Annotated in this window: 15 protein-coding genes; all 15 read right to left on the bottom strand. The window is 32.3% G+C overall.

The annotated features are described in order from the left end of the window. Positions 1-6: 6 nt before the first annotated feature. The gene (mog, locus tag HOG88_RS02490) at positions 7-540 is read right to left on the bottom strand and encodes a molybdopterin adenylyltransferase (RefSeq protein WP_295002788.1); all 534 of its coding nucleotides are present in this window, start codon (positions 538-540) and stop codon (positions 7-9) included. Between the two features lie 9 nt (positions 541-549). After that, on the bottom strand, positions 550-1071 hold the full coding sequence (gene bioV, locus HOG88_RS02485; protein ID WP_295002786.1) for a pimelyl-ACP methyl ester esterase BioV: 522 nt from the start codon (positions 1069-1071) through the stop codon (positions 550-552). Continuing rightward, positions 1058-2704: an AAA family ATPase gene (locus HOG88_RS02480; RefSeq protein WP_295002784.1), complete on the bottom strand. Its 1647-nt coding sequence runs from the start codon at positions 2702-2704 to the stop codon at positions 1058-1060. The genes bioV and HOG88_RS02480 overlap by 14 nt, the downstream gene beginning before the upstream one ends. Continuing rightward, positions 2691-3944, bottom strand: a complete 1254-nt coding sequence (gene mtaB, locus HOG88_RS02475) for a tRNA (N(6)-L-threonylcarbamoyladenosine(37)-C(2))-methylthiotransferase MtaB (RefSeq protein WP_295002782.1) — start codon at positions 3942-3944, stop codon at positions 2691-2693. Before mtaB ends, HOG88_RS02480 begins: the two co-directional genes overlap by 14 nt. Further along, positions 3941-5569, bottom strand: coding sequence for a mechanosensitive ion channel domain-containing protein (locus HOG88_RS02470; RefSeq protein WP_295002780.1), 1629 nt, complete (start codon positions 5567-5569; stop codon positions 3941-3943). Before HOG88_RS02470 ends, mtaB begins: the two co-directional genes overlap by 4 nt. Before the next feature lies 1 nt (position 5570). Further along, positions 5571-6620, bottom strand: a complete 1050-nt coding sequence (gene aroB / locus HOG88_RS02465; protein ID WP_295002777.1) for a 3-dehydroquinate synthase — start codon at positions 6618-6620, stop codon at positions 5571-5573. Between the two features lie 61 nt (positions 6621-6681). Then, the gene (locus HOG88_RS02460; protein ID WP_295002774.1) at positions 6682-8088 is read right to left on the bottom strand and encodes a COG3400 family protein; all 1407 of its coding nucleotides are present in this window, start codon (positions 8086-8088) and stop codon (positions 6682-6684) included. A 9-nt stretch (positions 8089-8097) separates the two neighbouring features. After that, on the bottom strand, positions 8098-8661 hold the full coding sequence (locus HOG88_RS02455; RefSeq protein ID WP_295002772.1) for a hypothetical protein: 564 nt from the start codon (positions 8659-8661) through the stop codon (positions 8098-8100). After that, positions 8658-9773 (bottom strand): tRNA (uridine(54)-C5)-methyltransferase TrmA, encoded by a 1116-nt coding sequence (trmA, locus tag HOG88_RS02450; protein WP_295002770.1) that lies wholly within the window; start codon positions 9771-9773, stop codon positions 8658-8660. The genes HOG88_RS02455 and trmA overlap by 4 nt, the downstream gene beginning before the upstream one ends. Beyond that, positions 9770-10507 (bottom strand): flagellar type III secretion system pore protein FliP, encoded by a 738-nt coding sequence (fliP, locus tag HOG88_RS02445; protein WP_295002768.1) that lies wholly within the window; start codon positions 10505-10507, stop codon positions 9770-9772. Before fliP ends, trmA begins: the two co-directional genes overlap by 4 nt. Next, positions 10507-11283, bottom strand: a complete 777-nt coding sequence (locus HOG88_RS02440) for an OmpA family protein (protein ID WP_295002766.1) — start codon at positions 11281-11283, stop codon at positions 10507-10509. Before HOG88_RS02440 ends, fliP begins: the two co-directional genes overlap by 1 nt. Before the next feature lie 14 nt (positions 11284-11297). Next, positions 11298-12062 carry a MotA/TolQ/ExbB proton channel family protein gene (locus HOG88_RS02435; protein ID WP_295002764.1) on the bottom strand — a complete coding sequence of 255 codons (765 nt, stop codon included), beginning with the start codon at positions 12060-12062 and terminating at the stop codon, positions 11298-11300. Between the two features lie 60 nt (positions 12063-12122). Further along, on the bottom strand, positions 12123-13979 hold the full coding sequence (locus HOG88_RS02430) for an LTA synthase family protein (RefSeq protein ID WP_295002762.1): 1857 nt from the start codon (positions 13977-13979) through the stop codon (positions 12123-12125). Between the two features lie 110 nt (positions 13980-14089). Then, entirely contained in the window at positions 14090-16078 is a 1989-nt protein-coding gene (locus tag HOG88_RS02425; protein ID WP_295002760.1) for an EAL domain-containing protein, read from the bottom strand. 1 nt (position 16079) lies between these two features. Beyond that, positions 16080-17792, bottom strand: a complete 1713-nt coding sequence (locus tag HOG88_RS02420) for an ATP-binding protein (RefSeq protein ID WP_295002758.1) — start codon at positions 17790-17792, stop codon at positions 16080-16082. Between the last annotated feature and the right edge of the window lie 304 nt (positions 17793-18096).

Genomic DNA, 18096 nt, shown 5'->3' with positions numbered 1-18096 from the left:
TTGCAATTACTTTGCCTTTGGTCTGAATGCTTTTATTACTGATTCGTTAGTCTTTATAAATGGTCCTTCAATTAAATCAATGCAGTAAGGTACTGCTGGAAAAACTGCATCTAAGCATTCTCTTATAGACTTTGGTTTTCCTGGAAGATTTATAATAAGTGAGTTACCTCGTATACCTGCTGTTTGACGAGAGAGTATAGCTGTTGGAACATACTGTAAGCTCACTTGACGCATAAGTTCACCAAAACCAGGCATCATTTTCTCACATACATTTTCAGTTGCTTCTGGAGTTACATCACGAAGTGCAGGACCTGTTCCACCCGTAGTCACAACTAGGCAACATCCTTCTTTATCACAAAGTTCTTTCATGGTGTTTTCAAGTATATCTTGCTCATCAGGAATACATCTATACACTATTTCAAACTCACTCTCAAGGTAGTCTTTCATAGTGTCTTGAATTGCAACACCAGAGATATCTTCATATATACCTTTGCTCGCTCTATCACTTGCTGTTATTACACCTATTTTTATATCACTCATATTTTTTCCTTAACTGATTTGCAAAAAATGATTTGCGTTATTTATATATGTCACAGTAGCAACTTCTAAAAATAATTCTTTAGCTGCGTTTACATCGATAATACTATCTTTTCCACCAAGGTAAACTTCTATTTTTACACCACTGTTTTGGATCTCTTTTAAAGACTCCATAGACCACTCATATCCTAATAGTTCTTCTAGTTCAGATATATCAGTATCTATAGTCTCTACATCTTTTTGCTCATGTGGTTTGAAACAAGCTGCTAAGAATTGTTGCATATAGTTTTCTTTGTTCTTCTTGTAACTCATCAATTGGAGTCGGTGAAATTTAACATCCCTACTCTGAAAAAAAGTTGGAGAAAAAAGTTGGAGTCTATCTACTCTTTTAAAAGATTTAAGCATTTCTACTGTTGTGTTCAGAGCATGTATTCCACCATAACTAAAACCACATACAGTATACTCACTGCTATCTATATACTCTGTAAAAAGATACTGTTCATTTTGCAAAGAAAAGCCACTATAAAATTTCATTTATTAACTTTATTACTTCTGCTTTACTGATACTCTCGCGTTCCACTAATATTTCTTCTACTCTGTCTACTAGTTTAGGCATAGAACCAAGTAACTCGCTTGTCTCTGCGAAAAGTCTCTCTAGTACTCTCTTTTCTTCATGAGTATCACCTAAAAGAGTTTCACCCATTCCATACTCTTGACACATTTTTTGCACTATTTCTTTTGCTTCACCTAGGTCACCCTTTGCACTACTTGAGTGTTCATCATATTTTATATTACACGCAACCATACCAGCTAAAAGCATTCTCACTTGTGACTCTAATTCATGTTTTATAAATTGTTCGTCTCCCACAGGAGTTAATTTTTCATTTGAAAGCATTAGTTTTTCAAATGTAAAATTAAAATATGTAGCTAGAATAACTTTAGCAGCTTGATATGTAACACGATACTCTTTTTGTTTATCACTAAGTATCTGAAGTTTTTTCTTTCCAAAAATAACCTTATCTTTTACCTGATAAAAATGCTCTTCTGTAACTTGAAAATCATTTTGACGAAGTGATAAAAGGGCAGCTTCATTTACAAGTGCAGCTAAGGATGCACCATTGAAGCCAATTGTCATATTTGCTATAGTTTTCACATCAAGGTCATGAGGAACTTTAACTAAGTACTTCTCTAAAATGGATTCGCGTTCGCGTTTAGTTGGAAGTTCAACAAAGACTCGCCTATCAAATCTTCCAGCACGTAGTAAAGCTGAGTCAAGAACATCTATCTTGTTTGTTGCTGCTATAACTATAACACCGCTAGAACCCTCAAAACCATCCATTTCTGTAAGTAGTTGATTCAGAGTAGATTCTCTTTCATCACTTCTCTCGCCACCGCGTTTTTTACCAACAGCATCAATTTCATCTATAAAAATAATACTTGGTGCATTCTTTTTAGCTGCAGCAAAAAGTTCATGGACTCGTTTTGCACCCATTCCAACATATATCTGAACAAAAGATGCACCACTTTGATAGTAAAATGGTACACCAGCCTCATAAGCCACAGCCTTAGCTATCATAGTTTTTCCAACACCTGGAGGACCAACTAAAAGAACACCTCGTGGCATACGTGCTCCAAAGTTTTTATAGCGTTTAGGATTTTTCATAAAGTCTATTATCTCTTCAAGCTCTATTTTGACATCACTTATTCCACCAATATCACTAAAACTTACATCACTTTTTGTAGCTTCTATTACAGATGTATTCGTATCAGAGTTATCAGTAGTAGTTTGACTCAGTCCAGTAAAAAAAGTCAATCCCTCATTCTTTTGTAAAAAACGTAGGATTAGTGTTCCTAAACCTAAAAGGAGGATTAATGATAAGATATAAAGTAAAATATTTGATTCACTTTTCATTTCTACATTATAATCTACAAACATTTCAGGGGTTACTTGAGAAGAGGCTATTTTAAAGTATTTATGCTGGGTACTTAAATAAACATAGTCTTTTGAATAGACTACTTTTTCAACACTTTTATCATTTAAAATGCTATTAGCTTGAGCAAGTGTAATAGACTCAGAGTTATCTCTAAGAAGTGCAAAAAGTACCAACAATGTAATAATAATTGCCGAAATATATAAAGATATACGGTTTGTTTTAGATGTTAGCATAGTTACAATCCTCTTTTACTTTATAGTTCTGTACACTGACCCAGTTACCAACTAAATCTTCTTTTGAGTCAATAATAATTTTGTTAAAGTGCTGGTCTATTCCATGATAGAGTCCATCTTTTTTAGACTCGACAAGTATATCAAGTTCTCCACTAAAAGCTCTTCTAAATGCTAGATTTTTTTCATTCACTATATCTTGAATTTCATGAAGTCTCTCTTTCGCCAGTTTACCATTTACCTCTGGCTTCATAGTAGCCGAAGGTGTACCATCGCGTTTAGAGTATGTAAAGGCATGAAGGTGAGTTAGAGGTAACTCTCTTGCGTTGTTAATAGCCTCTTTCCATATATCTTCACTCTCACCAGGATGCCCTGTAATAAAGTCTGTCCCTACTGCAAAACCTTTATCTGCTAAAAGTTCAAAGAGTTCTTTATCTTGTTTATAAACATTTCTTCTATTCATAACTTTGAGCATTGTAGGAGATGTGTGTTGGAGTGCTATATGCATATGTCTTTCTAACCATGGTTCACCCAGTATCTCTTTAAACTCATCACTTATCTGAATAGGTTCAACACTCCCAAGTCGAATACGACGCACACCACGAATTAGCGATATTTTTTTCATAAGTGTTGCTAATGACGTTTTAGTATCTTGTCCATAAGAACCAACATTAGTTCCGGTAAGTATAAACTCACCAAAACCATTAATCGCCAAGGTCGAGATTTGTTCTAAAATTCTACTCTCGCTCATACTTCTAGCATCACCACGAACAAAAGGAATAATACAGTAAGAACAACGAAAGTTACAACCCTCTTGAATTTTAATAAATGCCCTACTCTTTCCAACAAACTCATTAACGATTACATCATCAATGTAGTTTAGATCTCCAATCTCATAAAATGGTTTTTCCTCTGCTAAAAGGGTATCTATCTTTTGCTTTTCACTCTGTCCAAAAACACCATGTATTCGCTTTTCCTTTAAGAGGGATTCTCCTTTAGTGTGAGCACCACATCCCGTTAAAAAAAGCTTCGCTTCATTACCACTTTTTTCTACACCTGAGATATATGAGCGAACATGTGTATCGGCTCCATTAGTAACAGTACAAGAGTTTATGACTATTGCATCCGCCTCACTCTCATTTTCAGTAATCTCATACTCTTTCATAGAACGCATCATTACCTGAGAGTCATAGATGTTTGTACGACATCCAAAAGTTTTAAAGTAAACCTTTTTTTTTATCATTTTACTAACTCTGTTTCATTAAAAGGAGGTGTTAGCTTTTCTTTGTTTTGCATAAAAAGTCTCTGTGTTGGATATGCTATTGTAATATCATCCTCTTTGTTAAAAGCAGCAACAATTTCAAGTGAAATAACACTTCGTAAAGTCAATGTTGCATAAGCATTCGTTAAGTACCATGCTTCTACTTCAATTCCATTTTCCTTAATGAAAGAGTAAATTCTAGGTTCAACATTAGTATTTTTAAGACTGTAATGTTCTCTTAGTTTATTTAACTGTTTTCTTGTAATGTCTGTATAACCTTTTGAAAACTTCTTAGCGGCTTCCTTAGCTATGTGCATCGCTTTTTTATGGTTAGAATCAAAAGTGATAGTGATACTCACTCCATCCCATACGGTTTTAAGTGAGCCGTGTGAATAGTTGGCTATCATCTTAGTAAAAACATAATTATTTGGCACCATTATGATTCTGCCAGCTCGTCTGTTATCTAAAATAGAAGTAAGTGTTATATCTTCAAATAGTGTCATACGAAGAAGTGAAATATCCATGATATCTCCAACATACTTCATACCATCCATATCTACACGAATTCTATCACCAACATGAAAACTTCCACCTATAACGATAACGAGCCATCCAAGCATACTCATAAATAGGTCTTTCATGGCAATGGCGATACCAGCCGATGCAAAACCTAAAATAGTCACAAGATAACTTGCATTCTCAATATAGTTAAAAAAGAGAATTAATATAATAATGATAAAGTTTGTAAATGTAATGATTTTATTCGCCATATAAAAACGTTCATTATCTGTAATATATCTCTTAATTACAAGTTTAATAAGAAAAAAGAAAACAAAGACAAATAGTATGACTATTCCAATTTTAGCAAGTCTATATACTTGTTTTTCTATCCCTTTATTTATACCAACTTCAACAAGTTCTAGTCTTTTTTCATATACATCCAATGTTACATTAATCGTATCAAGTGCTGTTTCAAATCTTTCTAACTGTACCTGTTTATATTTTCTAATTTCTGTATAATCATTAGCTGTATCTAACTCTTGTAGTTTTTTATATATATCATTTTCTTTTATTAAAAGGACTATGATAGTATCTAGGTGGTCACGTTTTAGCTTATACTCTTCAAAGTTAATATCCATTGTTTTTATAACTGAGAAACCTGTAAAAATGTCAAAAGGATTTGTGATTTTTTCCATTTCTTCTATCACTGGAGGGGTAATCAGCTCTGAAAATGGTGCACTACTTGTACCTTTAAGTTTTTGAACCTGGGATGAGAGGATACTTTCTTTTGCTATAAGTGCATTGAGTTCATCCTTATCACTTGTCGTCTTTGCATATCGTTTTAAATAATTTTTTCGTTTTCTAATCTTTATAAGGTTGTTTTTTACATCTACTGATGTTAGGTATGATGCATAACTTTTAATCCATGTATTTTCAGAAGATATATCTTTTTCAAATCCGGCAAGTTGTTCTTTATAATCTCCAATAATTTGCATTGTCTCTAGTTTTGTGTCTGATGCAGATATAGCTTCCATCTCATTTTTTTCTACACCAAAAAGAGTAGTGTTTAGCAGTAAGACAAAAAGAAATACAAATAAAATTTTCATATTAACATTCTCCAAAAGAGTCTAAAACAGACATAACTAAAGATTTCTTACATTCATTTGTTATTTTAACACCACCAATTCCAACAGGAATAATAAAAGTAACTGTGCTATCTGAACTTTTTTTATCTAAGAAAAATGTCTCGTAAAAACTTTCACTATTTTGGATTTGATAAGCTGTTGGGAGATTATACTTTTGTAATAGTTCTTTAATACTATTTGCTTCTGCCTCGCTCATTAAACCCATCTTCACAGATGTCTCATTTGCCATAACCATACCTATAGCAACGGCCTCTCCATGAAGATACTTTTTATACTTTGTTTCGTTTTCTACAACATGCCCAAAAGTATGTCCGTAGTTTAGCGCTGCACGAATGCCATTTTCTTTTTCATCTTGAGCTACAACATCTGCTTTAGTTCTAACAGCTTTTTTAATAACCTCATGAAGTACTTGAGTATCTTTAAGATCAGCCGTAAGTAAAAAGTCAAAGAATTCTTTATTAAAAGTTACTGCCATTTTCACTATTTCAGCAACTCCTGCTCCAAACTCACGAGAAGGAAGTGTTGTTAAAAAACGAGGGTCTATTTTTACGGCTACTGGTTGGTGAAATGCACCAATAAGATTTTTTCCATACGAGTTATTCATACCTGTCTTTCCACCAACACTAGCATCAACTTGAGAAAGAAGTGTCGTTGGAACTTGAACAAAATCAATTCCACGCTGATAAATACTTGCAGCATACCCTGTCATATCACCTATAACACCACCACCCAAAGCGATGAGTAATGATTTACGGTTAAATTTATGGTTAAAAAGAGATTCCAAAATAGTATTGATAGAGTCTTGGTTTTTGTACTCTTCTCCATCGGGAACTGTAATAATGTAAAGTTCTTTAGCACTTACCTTTGAAAGCAAATATGAAAGATGGAGTCCTGCAACTTTTGGGTTGGTTATTATCGCAACTTTTGTATCGTAATATACTTCATGTAAAGTATCAATTGTTATGTTGTATGAATTGTCTACTACTTGTTTGAGGGAAATGTGTACTTGCATAATTTATCCAAAATTTATAATATCTTAGATAATACTTTATTTTTACTAAAAAACTGCTAAATCACACTTGTACAGGTATAAATATTTGATGATAATCGTCAAGTTTATAGTAAAGTCTTTCACTATCTGTAGAGAAAAAGGAGTATATTTTTCTTCCTGTTAGCTTCTTTGTAAAAGGTAAAATATGCACAAAATTCTCTTTTTCTTTAAGAATACGTAGAGGATTTTCATTCTCTTTATGTACTTTAATAGTCTTAGAGAAGATAGTTGAAAGAGTATAGTAATGTTCAATAACTTGTTCTTTGTCATCTTGAAATTCATGCATATAATTATATAATTCAATATTAAAATTCATCTGTGCGGAGATATCAAAAACAGTAGCAGAGACTTTTTCTAAGTCTTTGTTTCCAGAAAGAATCAATGAAGCATCTTTGATTGTTGAAAACCTACGATTAGCAAGTTTCATCACAGGAACATGGGCTTCATAGAGTGCTTTTCTAACATAATAATCACTAAACATTTCACATGAGACTATAACTAATCCAACATGATAATATTTAATATCATTATGAAATTTATTTTTTAAATCACCATAATCATACTCTATTTTTACAATAATATTCACACTTCTCTGCTCTTTAATATACTGCAAAAGCTCTAAGCAAGAAGGATTAGTTACTTTAATTACTAAGTCATGGTTAAACTGTTTATGTGCATAAATTGAACGACGAACTAGTTCTTTAATACTTGAGTGTTTCACTATATTCATATCTATATAAAGAAGAAGGTTTGTTCCAAAAGGTTCAGGAAATTGTCCAATTTCGCGTTTTATGGATTTGTAAACAGACTTTAAAACAGCAGCTTCTCCAATGAGAACAAGTAAGTCATTGGGTTGTATCATACGTCTGCGAGATGGCATTATTAATTTTCTGTTTCTATAAACAGCAACTATCCGCCAATTTTTCTGTTCAATCGCACCTATATGTCTATAAACAAAAGAACTTCCAAAGGGAACAAGAACTTCCATTATTTCGCCCTCGCCTAGACCAACATTTTGGGCAATTACGGGTACATTTGGCATATAGTCTAAAAAACGGGAAGATACTATTTCCTTTGAATTTATAAGTACTACATTAGCATCTTCATTTTCTATGTTCCACTGATTTAAGACAATGATGCGTATCTGTTTTTTAATAGAACGAATATTTTTAATACTATTTTCAACATCAACTTGATTATCCATTACAATAAAAACTTGAATAAACTCCATCTTTAAAAGATTTGCTAGTTTATACAAACTTGTTGGATCAAACTCATAAAACTTAAAACGGGCAGGGTTAACATCCGCATATTTTTTTGCTTTTAACTGGACTATATAGTATATATTTTCACTTGTGTAAGTATCTATTACTCTTTTTATAAAATGTTCGCCTACACTACCATTACTTATTATTAAAATTTTTTTCATAAAATCGAGTTACTTCTTATCTTTTTTAATAATATTTTCTTTCTCTATCCACATCTCTTCAACAGCTTTAGCCCAGACTTTTTTTGTAAAGTAACCAGTTACCTTAATCCATTTCTTTGTCTGTTGGTTTGATGTAAATGATGTTTTAGCTACCCATTTATAAATCTCGTTTCCAGCAATCGCATCATAGACGAGAGCCTCATTTTTCAAGCGAAATGTACTTGCTTTAAAAGTCTCTATATTTTCATCACTCTTCATTTGAAGTTTTGGGAATTTATTATCTTCTACTATTGTTTTAGTAACAACCTTTGTAACAATAATCTTTTCGGGAACACACTTTAGTACATTTTTGGTTTTAGTTTGTGCCTTATTATGTTTGAGTTTTAATTTGAGACTATGAATTTCTTTATTGAGACTTTTATTTTTATTTTTTTCTATTAAAAGTTCTTTTTGAGAAGCTGTATATTCAGCTCTAAGTTCACTAATATCTTTCACTATAGATTCTATTCTCTGTATTTCATCCGCATTTAAGTAGTTTATAACTACAAATATCAATATTAGTAAAAACCTCATAAGTTTCCTTTTTTTATTAATTTTACACCAACTTCTACATGGTGAGTATATGGAAACTGATCAAAAAGTGCCATATCTTCAACTTCATGAGTTTCACTCAGTATATCTAAATCTCTCACTAAAGTTTCAGGGTTACAAGATATATAAAGTATGTGCTCATACCTTGAAGCAAACTTGCAAGATATTTCATCCATACCACTGCGAGGGGGATCTACAAAGATACTATTAATGTGATAGCTTTTTATATCTATATCTTTCATTCGTCTAAACTCTCGCACCCCATCAAGTGCACCAACAAATTCTTCAACACTCATTCGTATAAATTCTATATTTGTTACATCATTTAAGAGCATATTTTCTTTAGCAGCACTTATAGACGATTTTGCTATTTCTGTAGCTAAAACTTTATCAAAATATTTTGCAAATGGTATAGTGAAATTTCCTGCACCACAGTATAGTTCAAGTAAATCGCCTTTTGTAGTTGAAAACTTATCTATGGCCCATGAAAGCATTTTCTCATTTACTCTTGGGTTTGGTTGTGTAAAACTATTTTCTATATAATTAAATTTATAGCTACTATCGTCTATTTTAAGAGTCTCAGTTATATAATCTTGACCTATAGTTAGTTTTTGTTTACGAGAGCGTCCAATAATATAAATACCAAGTTCATTAGATATTTGAGTAGCAAGAAGCTGCCACTCATCATCTAATCTTCTATGATATAAAAGGGAAATAACAATTTCCCCACTGCTTGAACTCAAAAAATCAACTCCAAAGAGTTTAAAACCTATCTTTTTTTCTTCTATACTTTTAAGGAGCTTTGGCATTAATACTGCTATATGCTCATTTACTTGAGGACATTCTTCGATGAAAACAACATTTGTTTTATCTACATGGTTCATTGCATAACGAATATCATCACCATCATGCCAAAGTTTAAACTCACTACGAGAACGGTAGTGATCCTCTGGTGAAGTAAAGAGTGTTATATCACCCTTATAAAAAGGTGAAAAGCGCTCTTGGTTAAGTAAGAGTTTCTCATTTAATTGCCCATCATATCCCGTTTCATAAAGGCGACAAGCACCACACTCTCCAAAATGTTTACATATCATTTTATACTCGCTATAAGGTTACCAATAAGAAGAGTCCACCCATCAATGAGGACAAAAACAAGTATTTTAAATGGAAGAGATATCATTACAGGAGGGAGCATCATCATACCCATAGACATAAGAATAGAGGCAACAACCATATCTATCACTAAGAATGGTAAGAAAATCAAAAAACCTATTTCAAATGCGGTTTTCATCTCACTTATTACAAAGGCAGGAATAATTATAGAAAGAGGAACATCTGCAACAGTTCCTGGATTTTCCATCTTTCTAATACGGAAAAAAAGTGCTAAATCTTTTTCTCTAGTATTTCTAATCATAAAGTTTTTAAAAGGTAAGACACTTTTAGCAAATGCTTCTTCATAGCCTATTTCTTCTGCTATATATGGCTTAATTCCACTTTCATAAGCTTTTGTGCCAATAGGCTCCATCACAAAAAATGTCAAAATCATTGCTAGCATAACAAGAAGTTGTGTAGGAGGGACCTGCTGTGTTCCCATAGCCTGACGTAAAAACCCTAACACTATAACAAAACGTGTAAAAGTAGTCATAACCAATATCATAGAAGGCGCTAGAAAAAGAAGTGTTAAAAGGACTAAAACATTCAGGGACGATACTAACTGTTGTGGCGAATTTGGAGCAGACAGCTCAAAATTCATGGTAGGTATCGTAACACTTTCTGCTCCACCAAGAAGTGAAGCTAAAGATAGAAGAAGTAAAATTACTTTAATCATTATTTAGCAATATTCTTATCAAGAACTGAAGTGTCAATCTTTACATCATTTTCATTCTTTTTAGCAAAGAAATGAAGCTCAACTCGACGATTTTTTTCGCGTCCACTCTCTGTTACATTTGTTGAAATTGGTTGATGCTCAGCATATCCAGAAGCACTTATTCTTTTAGGTTCCACACCGTCTAAAAGTAGTTCATGTAAAACAGAGATAGCTCGAGCAGTTGAAAGTTCCCAGTTATCTTTAAATGGACTATTTGCTCCTGGTCCAGAGTTATCAGTATGACCTTGAACACTCACTTGCATCACATTAGGTAATTCTTCTATAATTAAAGCTATACGTTTTAAAAAAAGAAGTGAATCTTGGTTTTCAATAGTTGCACTGCCAGGTTTAAATAAAAGTGCTGAGGGAAGTTCTATAACAAAACCTTCTTGGGCTTCTTCTACTGAAATAGCAGGGTTTTGTGACTGTTCCATCAGTTCATTCGCATCAGCAGCAGCCTGCTGTACACGGTTCACAACTTCAACTGTCTCATCTTGAACCTCAATTGGTGTCGATTCTTGGATACGCCTTCTTGAAACTTCAGTTTTAATTCCACCCTCTAAAACACTCATCGCACCAGAAAGTGAACCGATTGCTTCAGAGATTTTTTTTGTATCCATACTACTCATTGAAAGGAGTAAAACAAAGAAACATAAGAGAAGAGACATCAAGTCCCCAAATGCAGCAAGCCACCCTGGTAGACATTCTGGACAGTCCGGACATTTATTTTTAGCCATCTATTATCTTCTTTTTAATCAAACTGACTAACACGGTCATTTGGTGCTAAGTAAGCAAGAAGTTTTGCCTCAAGCACACGTGGAGCATCGCCCGATTGGATAGACATAATTCCAGAGATAATCATCTCTCGTATCATACTCTCTTCATTATTTCTAATTGATAAAATATTATAGATTGGTGTTCCCAACACATTTCCAATAATAGCACCATACATCGTAGTAAGTAAGGCAACTGCCATTGATGGACCAATTGCTGAAGGATCAGCCATGTTTAGTAGCATTGCAACAAGTCCAATAAGTGTACCAACCATACCCATTGCTCCAGCAAGTCCTGCCCACTCCTTAAAAATACCACTATGCACGTTATGTCTTGCACTTGTCTGTTCTAGTTCTATCTCTAAAAGTTCACGGATAGTATCAGGTTCACTTCCATCTATAGCCATCGAAAGGCCTTTTTTCAAAAACTCATTTTCTTCATTATTAACATCGCCTTCAAGAGAAAGAATACCATCTTTTCTTGCTTTTGTTGCAAATTCTACTAGCTTTTTAATAAGTTCTCCAGTGTCTTCTTCACCTGGCTTAATTGCCTTCATAAAGATCTTTGCAAAAGACTTCATTTGTGATGGCTTAAACGAAACCATTAATGCCCCGATACTACCACCAACAACGATGAGAACTGATGGAATATCTATATATGCTCCAACACCAACACCCATGGTCATAGCTCCCATCAAAAGAACTACAATTAAAACTATACCAATGACCGTACCTAAATCCATTTACAAAACCTTATACAAAATTATAATTTCCTTATAATACCACAATAAATATTATACCTTTTAATAGTCTAAGTATGTTTGAAGTAGTTTTTCCATGTAAACATTACCCTTTAACCTTAAGCCTGAGCTATTCATATCTTCATAAATAACTCGACTTTCTTTTAAGTCATAAGTCAAACTACCTTTATTCGTTATGAGCCCAAAACCATTCTTATTCATAATATAGGCATTTTCTTTATACCCTTTACAAAGAATATCTCTGCTCCACTCAAACTTACTGTGATCTATATCTAATTGAGAAAGCAGTGTTGCGGGAATATCTCGCTGAGAAACTATTTTATCAATAGAAACACCTCTATACTTTTCTTTTATAACATCCCCATAAAAGAGCATTGGTATATGATGCCAATGTTTATCTGCCCTACTCCAAGCCATAGGGGTATGGTGCGCATGATCAGCCACAAAAATAAAAAGTGTGTTTTTATACCAAGATTCTTTCTTAACACTTTTTATAAACTCACCTATGGACTTATCTGTATAATAGATTGAGTTTAAGTAGCCTTTATCTGAAACACCCCATTCTATTACATCTTCCATGGGTTGATCATATGGAGAGTGAGAACTCACTGTAAATATAGAACTTAAAAATGGTTCTTTAAGTTTAGAAGTTTTTTGCTTAAGATATTCAAGCATATATCCATCATGAAAGCCGAGTACTCCTTCTTTGTCATTACTCATCTGTATATCTGAGTTTTCTTCTATAATATCAAAACCATTTCCATACATGTATGATGTCAAGTTTCCATAACGAAGCTGTCCACCAAAAAGAAACATGCTTGCATAACCTTCAGATTTAAGACTTTGTGTAATAAATGGAAGCTTATAAAATTTCGAAGGAAGGTTTGTTATATATGTTCCAGCAAGTGCTGGCCACCCTGAAAATATCGATGGTAACCCTTCATGTGAAAGAGTCGCAGACGAGTATGCTTTTGTAAATAAAATACCCTCTTTTGACATACTCATAATATTTGGAATAACTTCTTGGTATTTCTCATTTTTAATAAAATCACCAGCGAGACTCTCCCAAATTACTAAAACGATGTTTGGACGTGATATAGTAAGTATTTTCTCACTTTCACAGGCTTGTGGCGTTGCCATTAGTTCATCTAAAATAATCTTTTTAATCTTTTCATCAAGTTCTATTTTATAAGAATTTTTTCCATCAATAATTGATTGGTTTTCGGTGATACTGTGCAAAAAATTATATACAGTACTTATTGCAACATCGTTATAAACCTTGTGTTTGGAGAAATAGACACTGCTTTGTGAGATTGGTATCTCTTTCGTACCGCCACGAGCCCCCAAAAATATAACTATTGGTAAGACTAGAATAAAAAAAGCTGTTACTTTATAGTTTATTTTCACATTTAAGTTATAAGTACTGTAAACACGACGAGTCAATTTATAAAAAGCCCAAAGTGAAATGATTAAAATAGCACTCAGCATAAGTGTATAAACTAAAGGATTTGAAGCTATTGCTTCATCTGGATGCTTGAGGTAAGTGAAAATTTTAAAAGTAGGTTTTTCTTCCCATTCATTATATATTCCAAGTTCTGCAATATATATAAATGTAGAAAAAATGATAATACTAAATGTATATATAAATAAAAGTACTTTAATCAAACACGAGTAAAAAAGAGTGTTTATACTCAGTAGTAACCATGGAATGACGACTAAAATCGAGGCAGTTGCTATATCTAAACTCATCGCATTTACATAAGAAAGAAGTGTCTCTGTTAAAGGAGAACTAGCTACTTGAAGTTTATCCCAATAGTAAACTATAAAGATGGTTCTAAATGTCTCAATAAGAAGAAGAAACAGTAAAAAAAGTTTAACGAGAAAGCTAATGCTATTCATAAATAAAATACCTTTATAAAAATTTCATCTGTATTATATTATAAATACTATTTTATCGTGTTAGAATCAGCTCTATATCTGTCATTTTATAGCCAAAAGGACTACTTGATTTACTTACTTATGGATTCTAGTGGTTCTGGTTTCGCAAAATAGTAACCTTGCGAGAAGTCGATACCAAGGGCATTTATAATGTTAAATATTTCTTCATTTTCAACAAATTCGGCAATGACTTGTAGTTTTTCTTTTTTTGCAAATGTGATGATAGTTTCAAGTACATTAAGAGAATAAGGGTCAGTAACTATGTTTTTTACAAGTGATCCATCAATTTTTAATATATCTGGTTGATAATCAAGAAGTCGTTCGAAGTTTGAGTAACCAGTTCCAAAGTCATCTATAGCTATCTTTACTCCAAACTTTTTTACATCCCTGATGAACTCTTTCATAGTTTGCATATTTTTAACACTTTCATCTTCTAGTAACTCAAAAACTACTCTATGACTTTTCTCACTATTTTGTGACAACAAGTTAAATATAGTTACTCTTGTAGATTCTTTTTCAATATCTATCGCCGATAAATTTATTGAAATATCGGTATCTGTGTACTTGAGTGCGTTAAAAGAGTTTATTAAAACGATATCTGTGATTTGAGAGTAGTATTTACCTCTTTTTGCTACATCTAAAAAGAAATAAGGTGATAAAACTTCTCCATCGTCTTTTATCAGTCTTACAAGTGACTCATACTTGACAGCTTTTTGAGTTTTGTTATCTATAATGGCTTGGTAGTATGAAACTATTCTATTATTATCTATAGCCTCTTTTACCATTGAAATAGTTTGCATATTTTTTTCTGCTTTATCGTGTTCTTTCCGAGCATAATCGTTGGCTATGATAAAGTTTTGTTTACTCTTTAGGAGTTCATTGATTCCTAGTTTAGCACTTTGAAAAATATTATCATTTTCAAAGGCAACACTAATGATGATTGATATGTCGTAATCAACTACACCGATATTTACCTTATTATTTCGTGTTAATGCTTGAAATTCTTTAAGTTTTGATATGAAAGCTTTCTTCTGAGGCATACACAAGGCTTTTTCACTTGTCATTGCATACTCTCCATTCCCAAGTTTATATACTTTGCTAATATTGCAATAGCCTTTTATAGCATCTTGTAAATATTTTTTAGTTTTATCTTGAATTTTTTCTACAGTTTCATGATCATAAAATTCTTCTATGGTATGAAATTCTTCTATCTTTATATATACAACCACAGGCTCTTTTAAGTTTTTAATGGCATCAAGTAGTTGTTTTTTTGGATTCATTATTTCAGTGATATTATCTCTCAATACAATAAATTCTACAATACTATTCTCTTTATCAGTTATTGGTTTTATTGTAGTCTTTAAGTAATTAACTTTACCATTCTTAGAAGTAAATTGAAGTATACCTTGCCATATTTCTTTTTGAACGAGTAAAGTGTTAAAAATAGTTTCACCAACTACTTTACCTCCACTGTAATTCTCAATAGAGTTATAAGGCGTACCAATAACTTCTTCTTTTGTATACTCAGACATGGCATAAAAAGCATCATTTGCATATTTGATTTTACCATCTACTCCAATAATAGAGACAATAGAACTTTTATCAGTTATTTCTTTATATTGTTTTAATATATTTTCATTTTTTCTAGACTCTTCGACTAGCATTAGCCTTGAAACAACCTTGTTTAAAATATTCATAAATTGTGCTAGTTCTATAGGTTTTAGAAGATACCCTTCTACTCCAATTCGAATACTTTGTAAAAAATAATCTGTTTCATTAAAAGCAGAAAGTACAATTACTGGTATTTTTGTATTAGTAGTAGTAGTACTTCTTATTTTTTCTACCATAAGAAGACCGTCCATTTTTGGCATATTTACATCTGTTATAATTAGATCAATCTTATTAGATTGAAATTTGTCCAAACCATCCTCGCCATCAAATGCAATTGTTATGTCATCAAAAAATTCATTAAGCACTTGCAGCATAGCGTCTCTAGCTTCTCTATGATCTTCGACATACAAAAGCTTAAGTGTTTTAGAAAATTTAATTATATCGGACATATTACTCATGGCTTCCCTTTAGTTGTATTTTAAAAATGGCACCTTGGGCATTATTTGACACTGACAATAAGCCATCACAATGCTCATTTATAATCGTTTTTGACATATAAAGGCCAATACCTGTCCCATCTTTATTAGTTTTTGTTGAAAAATAAGGGTCAAAAATCTTAGCTAAAAGTTCTTCTGGTACTCCTCCTCCATTATCTCCAATCTCTAAAACAAGATTATCATCCTCTTGATAAGTTGTTATTGTGATGCAGGGTTCTTCTATCTTTTTTTCTACTAACATATCTTCAGCATTTTTGATGAGATTTAAGATTACTTGCTTTATCTCGTTGGGATAAGCATAAAACTTAGCTTCACAGTTTTGATTTTGAATTATTTTAATATTAAAGCTATTTAAAGAAGGATCTACAATTCTTAAAACATTTTCAATGAGCTCACTGTAAGTACTCATACTTTTCTCTTTATTTGGTTTGAAAAAATTTCTAAAATCATCTATCGTACTGCTTAGGTGCTGTACATAGGTCGAGATTTTACCCGAGAGATCTTTAGCTGTTTCTGTATCCAGTTTATCTAGGTCAGCTTTTAAACTTATGGTCATAGAAGTTGCACTTATTGCTGAGAGAGGTTGTCTCCATTGATGAGCTATCATACTAATCATCTCACCCATTTGAGCCAAGCGAGACTGTTTTACAAGGTGCTCATACTGTATTTTATTTTTTTCAACTTCTTCATGAACCCTATCTTCTAAATTAGTATTCAAATCAGATACTTTAGCAGTTTCTATTGCAAGATTTTTATTAGAATCTTTGAGTTTTTCAAGAAGAATATCTTTAGATTTTTCAGCTTGTATAGCTATATTTCTTGCTTGAATAAGTTCTGTTACATTATTTGCTACAGATAAATACTCTTTTACATTTTTATCAATATCATAAAGTGGAAGAATAGTTATATCAACATAATATACTGTTCCATCTTTCGTCTTATTTTTGATATTTCCACTAAATACATTACCCGTCGTTATGGTTTCCCACAATTCACTAAAGGAATCATCTTTCATATCGGGATGTCTAATCAGATTATGATTACTGCCAATTAGCTCTTCTTCACTATAGCCACTAGTTTCTATAAACTTCTGATTCGTATAAGAAACAATTCCGTGTATATCAGTCTTGGATACTAAAGCACTTTTATCAAGGGCAGTATTATACTGATTAAAAATCTCTTTATGCTCTTTCAGTTCTTCCTCAACCTGCAGGCTAGTTCTTGTATAAAGTCTGAGCATTCTCTCAAAATTTTCATCAAATATATAACACACATCCTTGTATAATTCAAATTTATTTAAATTATTTAAATTATTTAAAAATAAGACACTAATAATTGATTCTCGTAAACCAGCGAACAATATATACAGGTCTGCGGACTCAATATTTTTTGAATTATAAAATTTTAAAAAATTTACTATTGGAAGACAAACTCCCATCTCTGCTTGCTTATTGACAACATCAATAAAATGATCAAATATTTTACAGGCATATGAAGTCTCAAAATCATCAATATCAATTGAAAAAAATTGAAGAACACTTAGAACATTTTTATTTTTAAGCCAATCACCTAAAATAGCATCTTTCTCTAGTTCTATTAAATTAATATTTTCATTTAGTGCTTCAATATTCTCTGCATATATAGAAACTTTTTTGATTAAGGCCATTCATTCTCCTAGAGTTTATATAATAATAACATATATAGGTAAAATAACAGCAAGATTATAAACTTTACTTAACTTTCGCACCTAATATTAATCAACAAATAGCATAAAAGAACCAAAACCACATACTACAGAGGTGTTAGTAATGAGGATTATATTTATGAAACAGGTTCGTGATATTGTGAAACTCCATAGTGGTATGGGGTTGTCAATGCAACAATAAAAAGAAAGACTAAATCTAAAGGCTCTTTTCCTACTGAAGACTCAGCTTTTAAGGTTATGTATCTTGCTACACAGGAGCAACAAG

Source organism: Sulfurimonas sp. (assembly GCF_018698455.1).
GTDB lineage: Bacteria > Campylobacterota > Campylobacteria > Campylobacterales > Sulfurimonadaceae > Sulfurimonas.
This window is presented reverse-complemented; position numbering and strand designations above follow the sequence as displayed.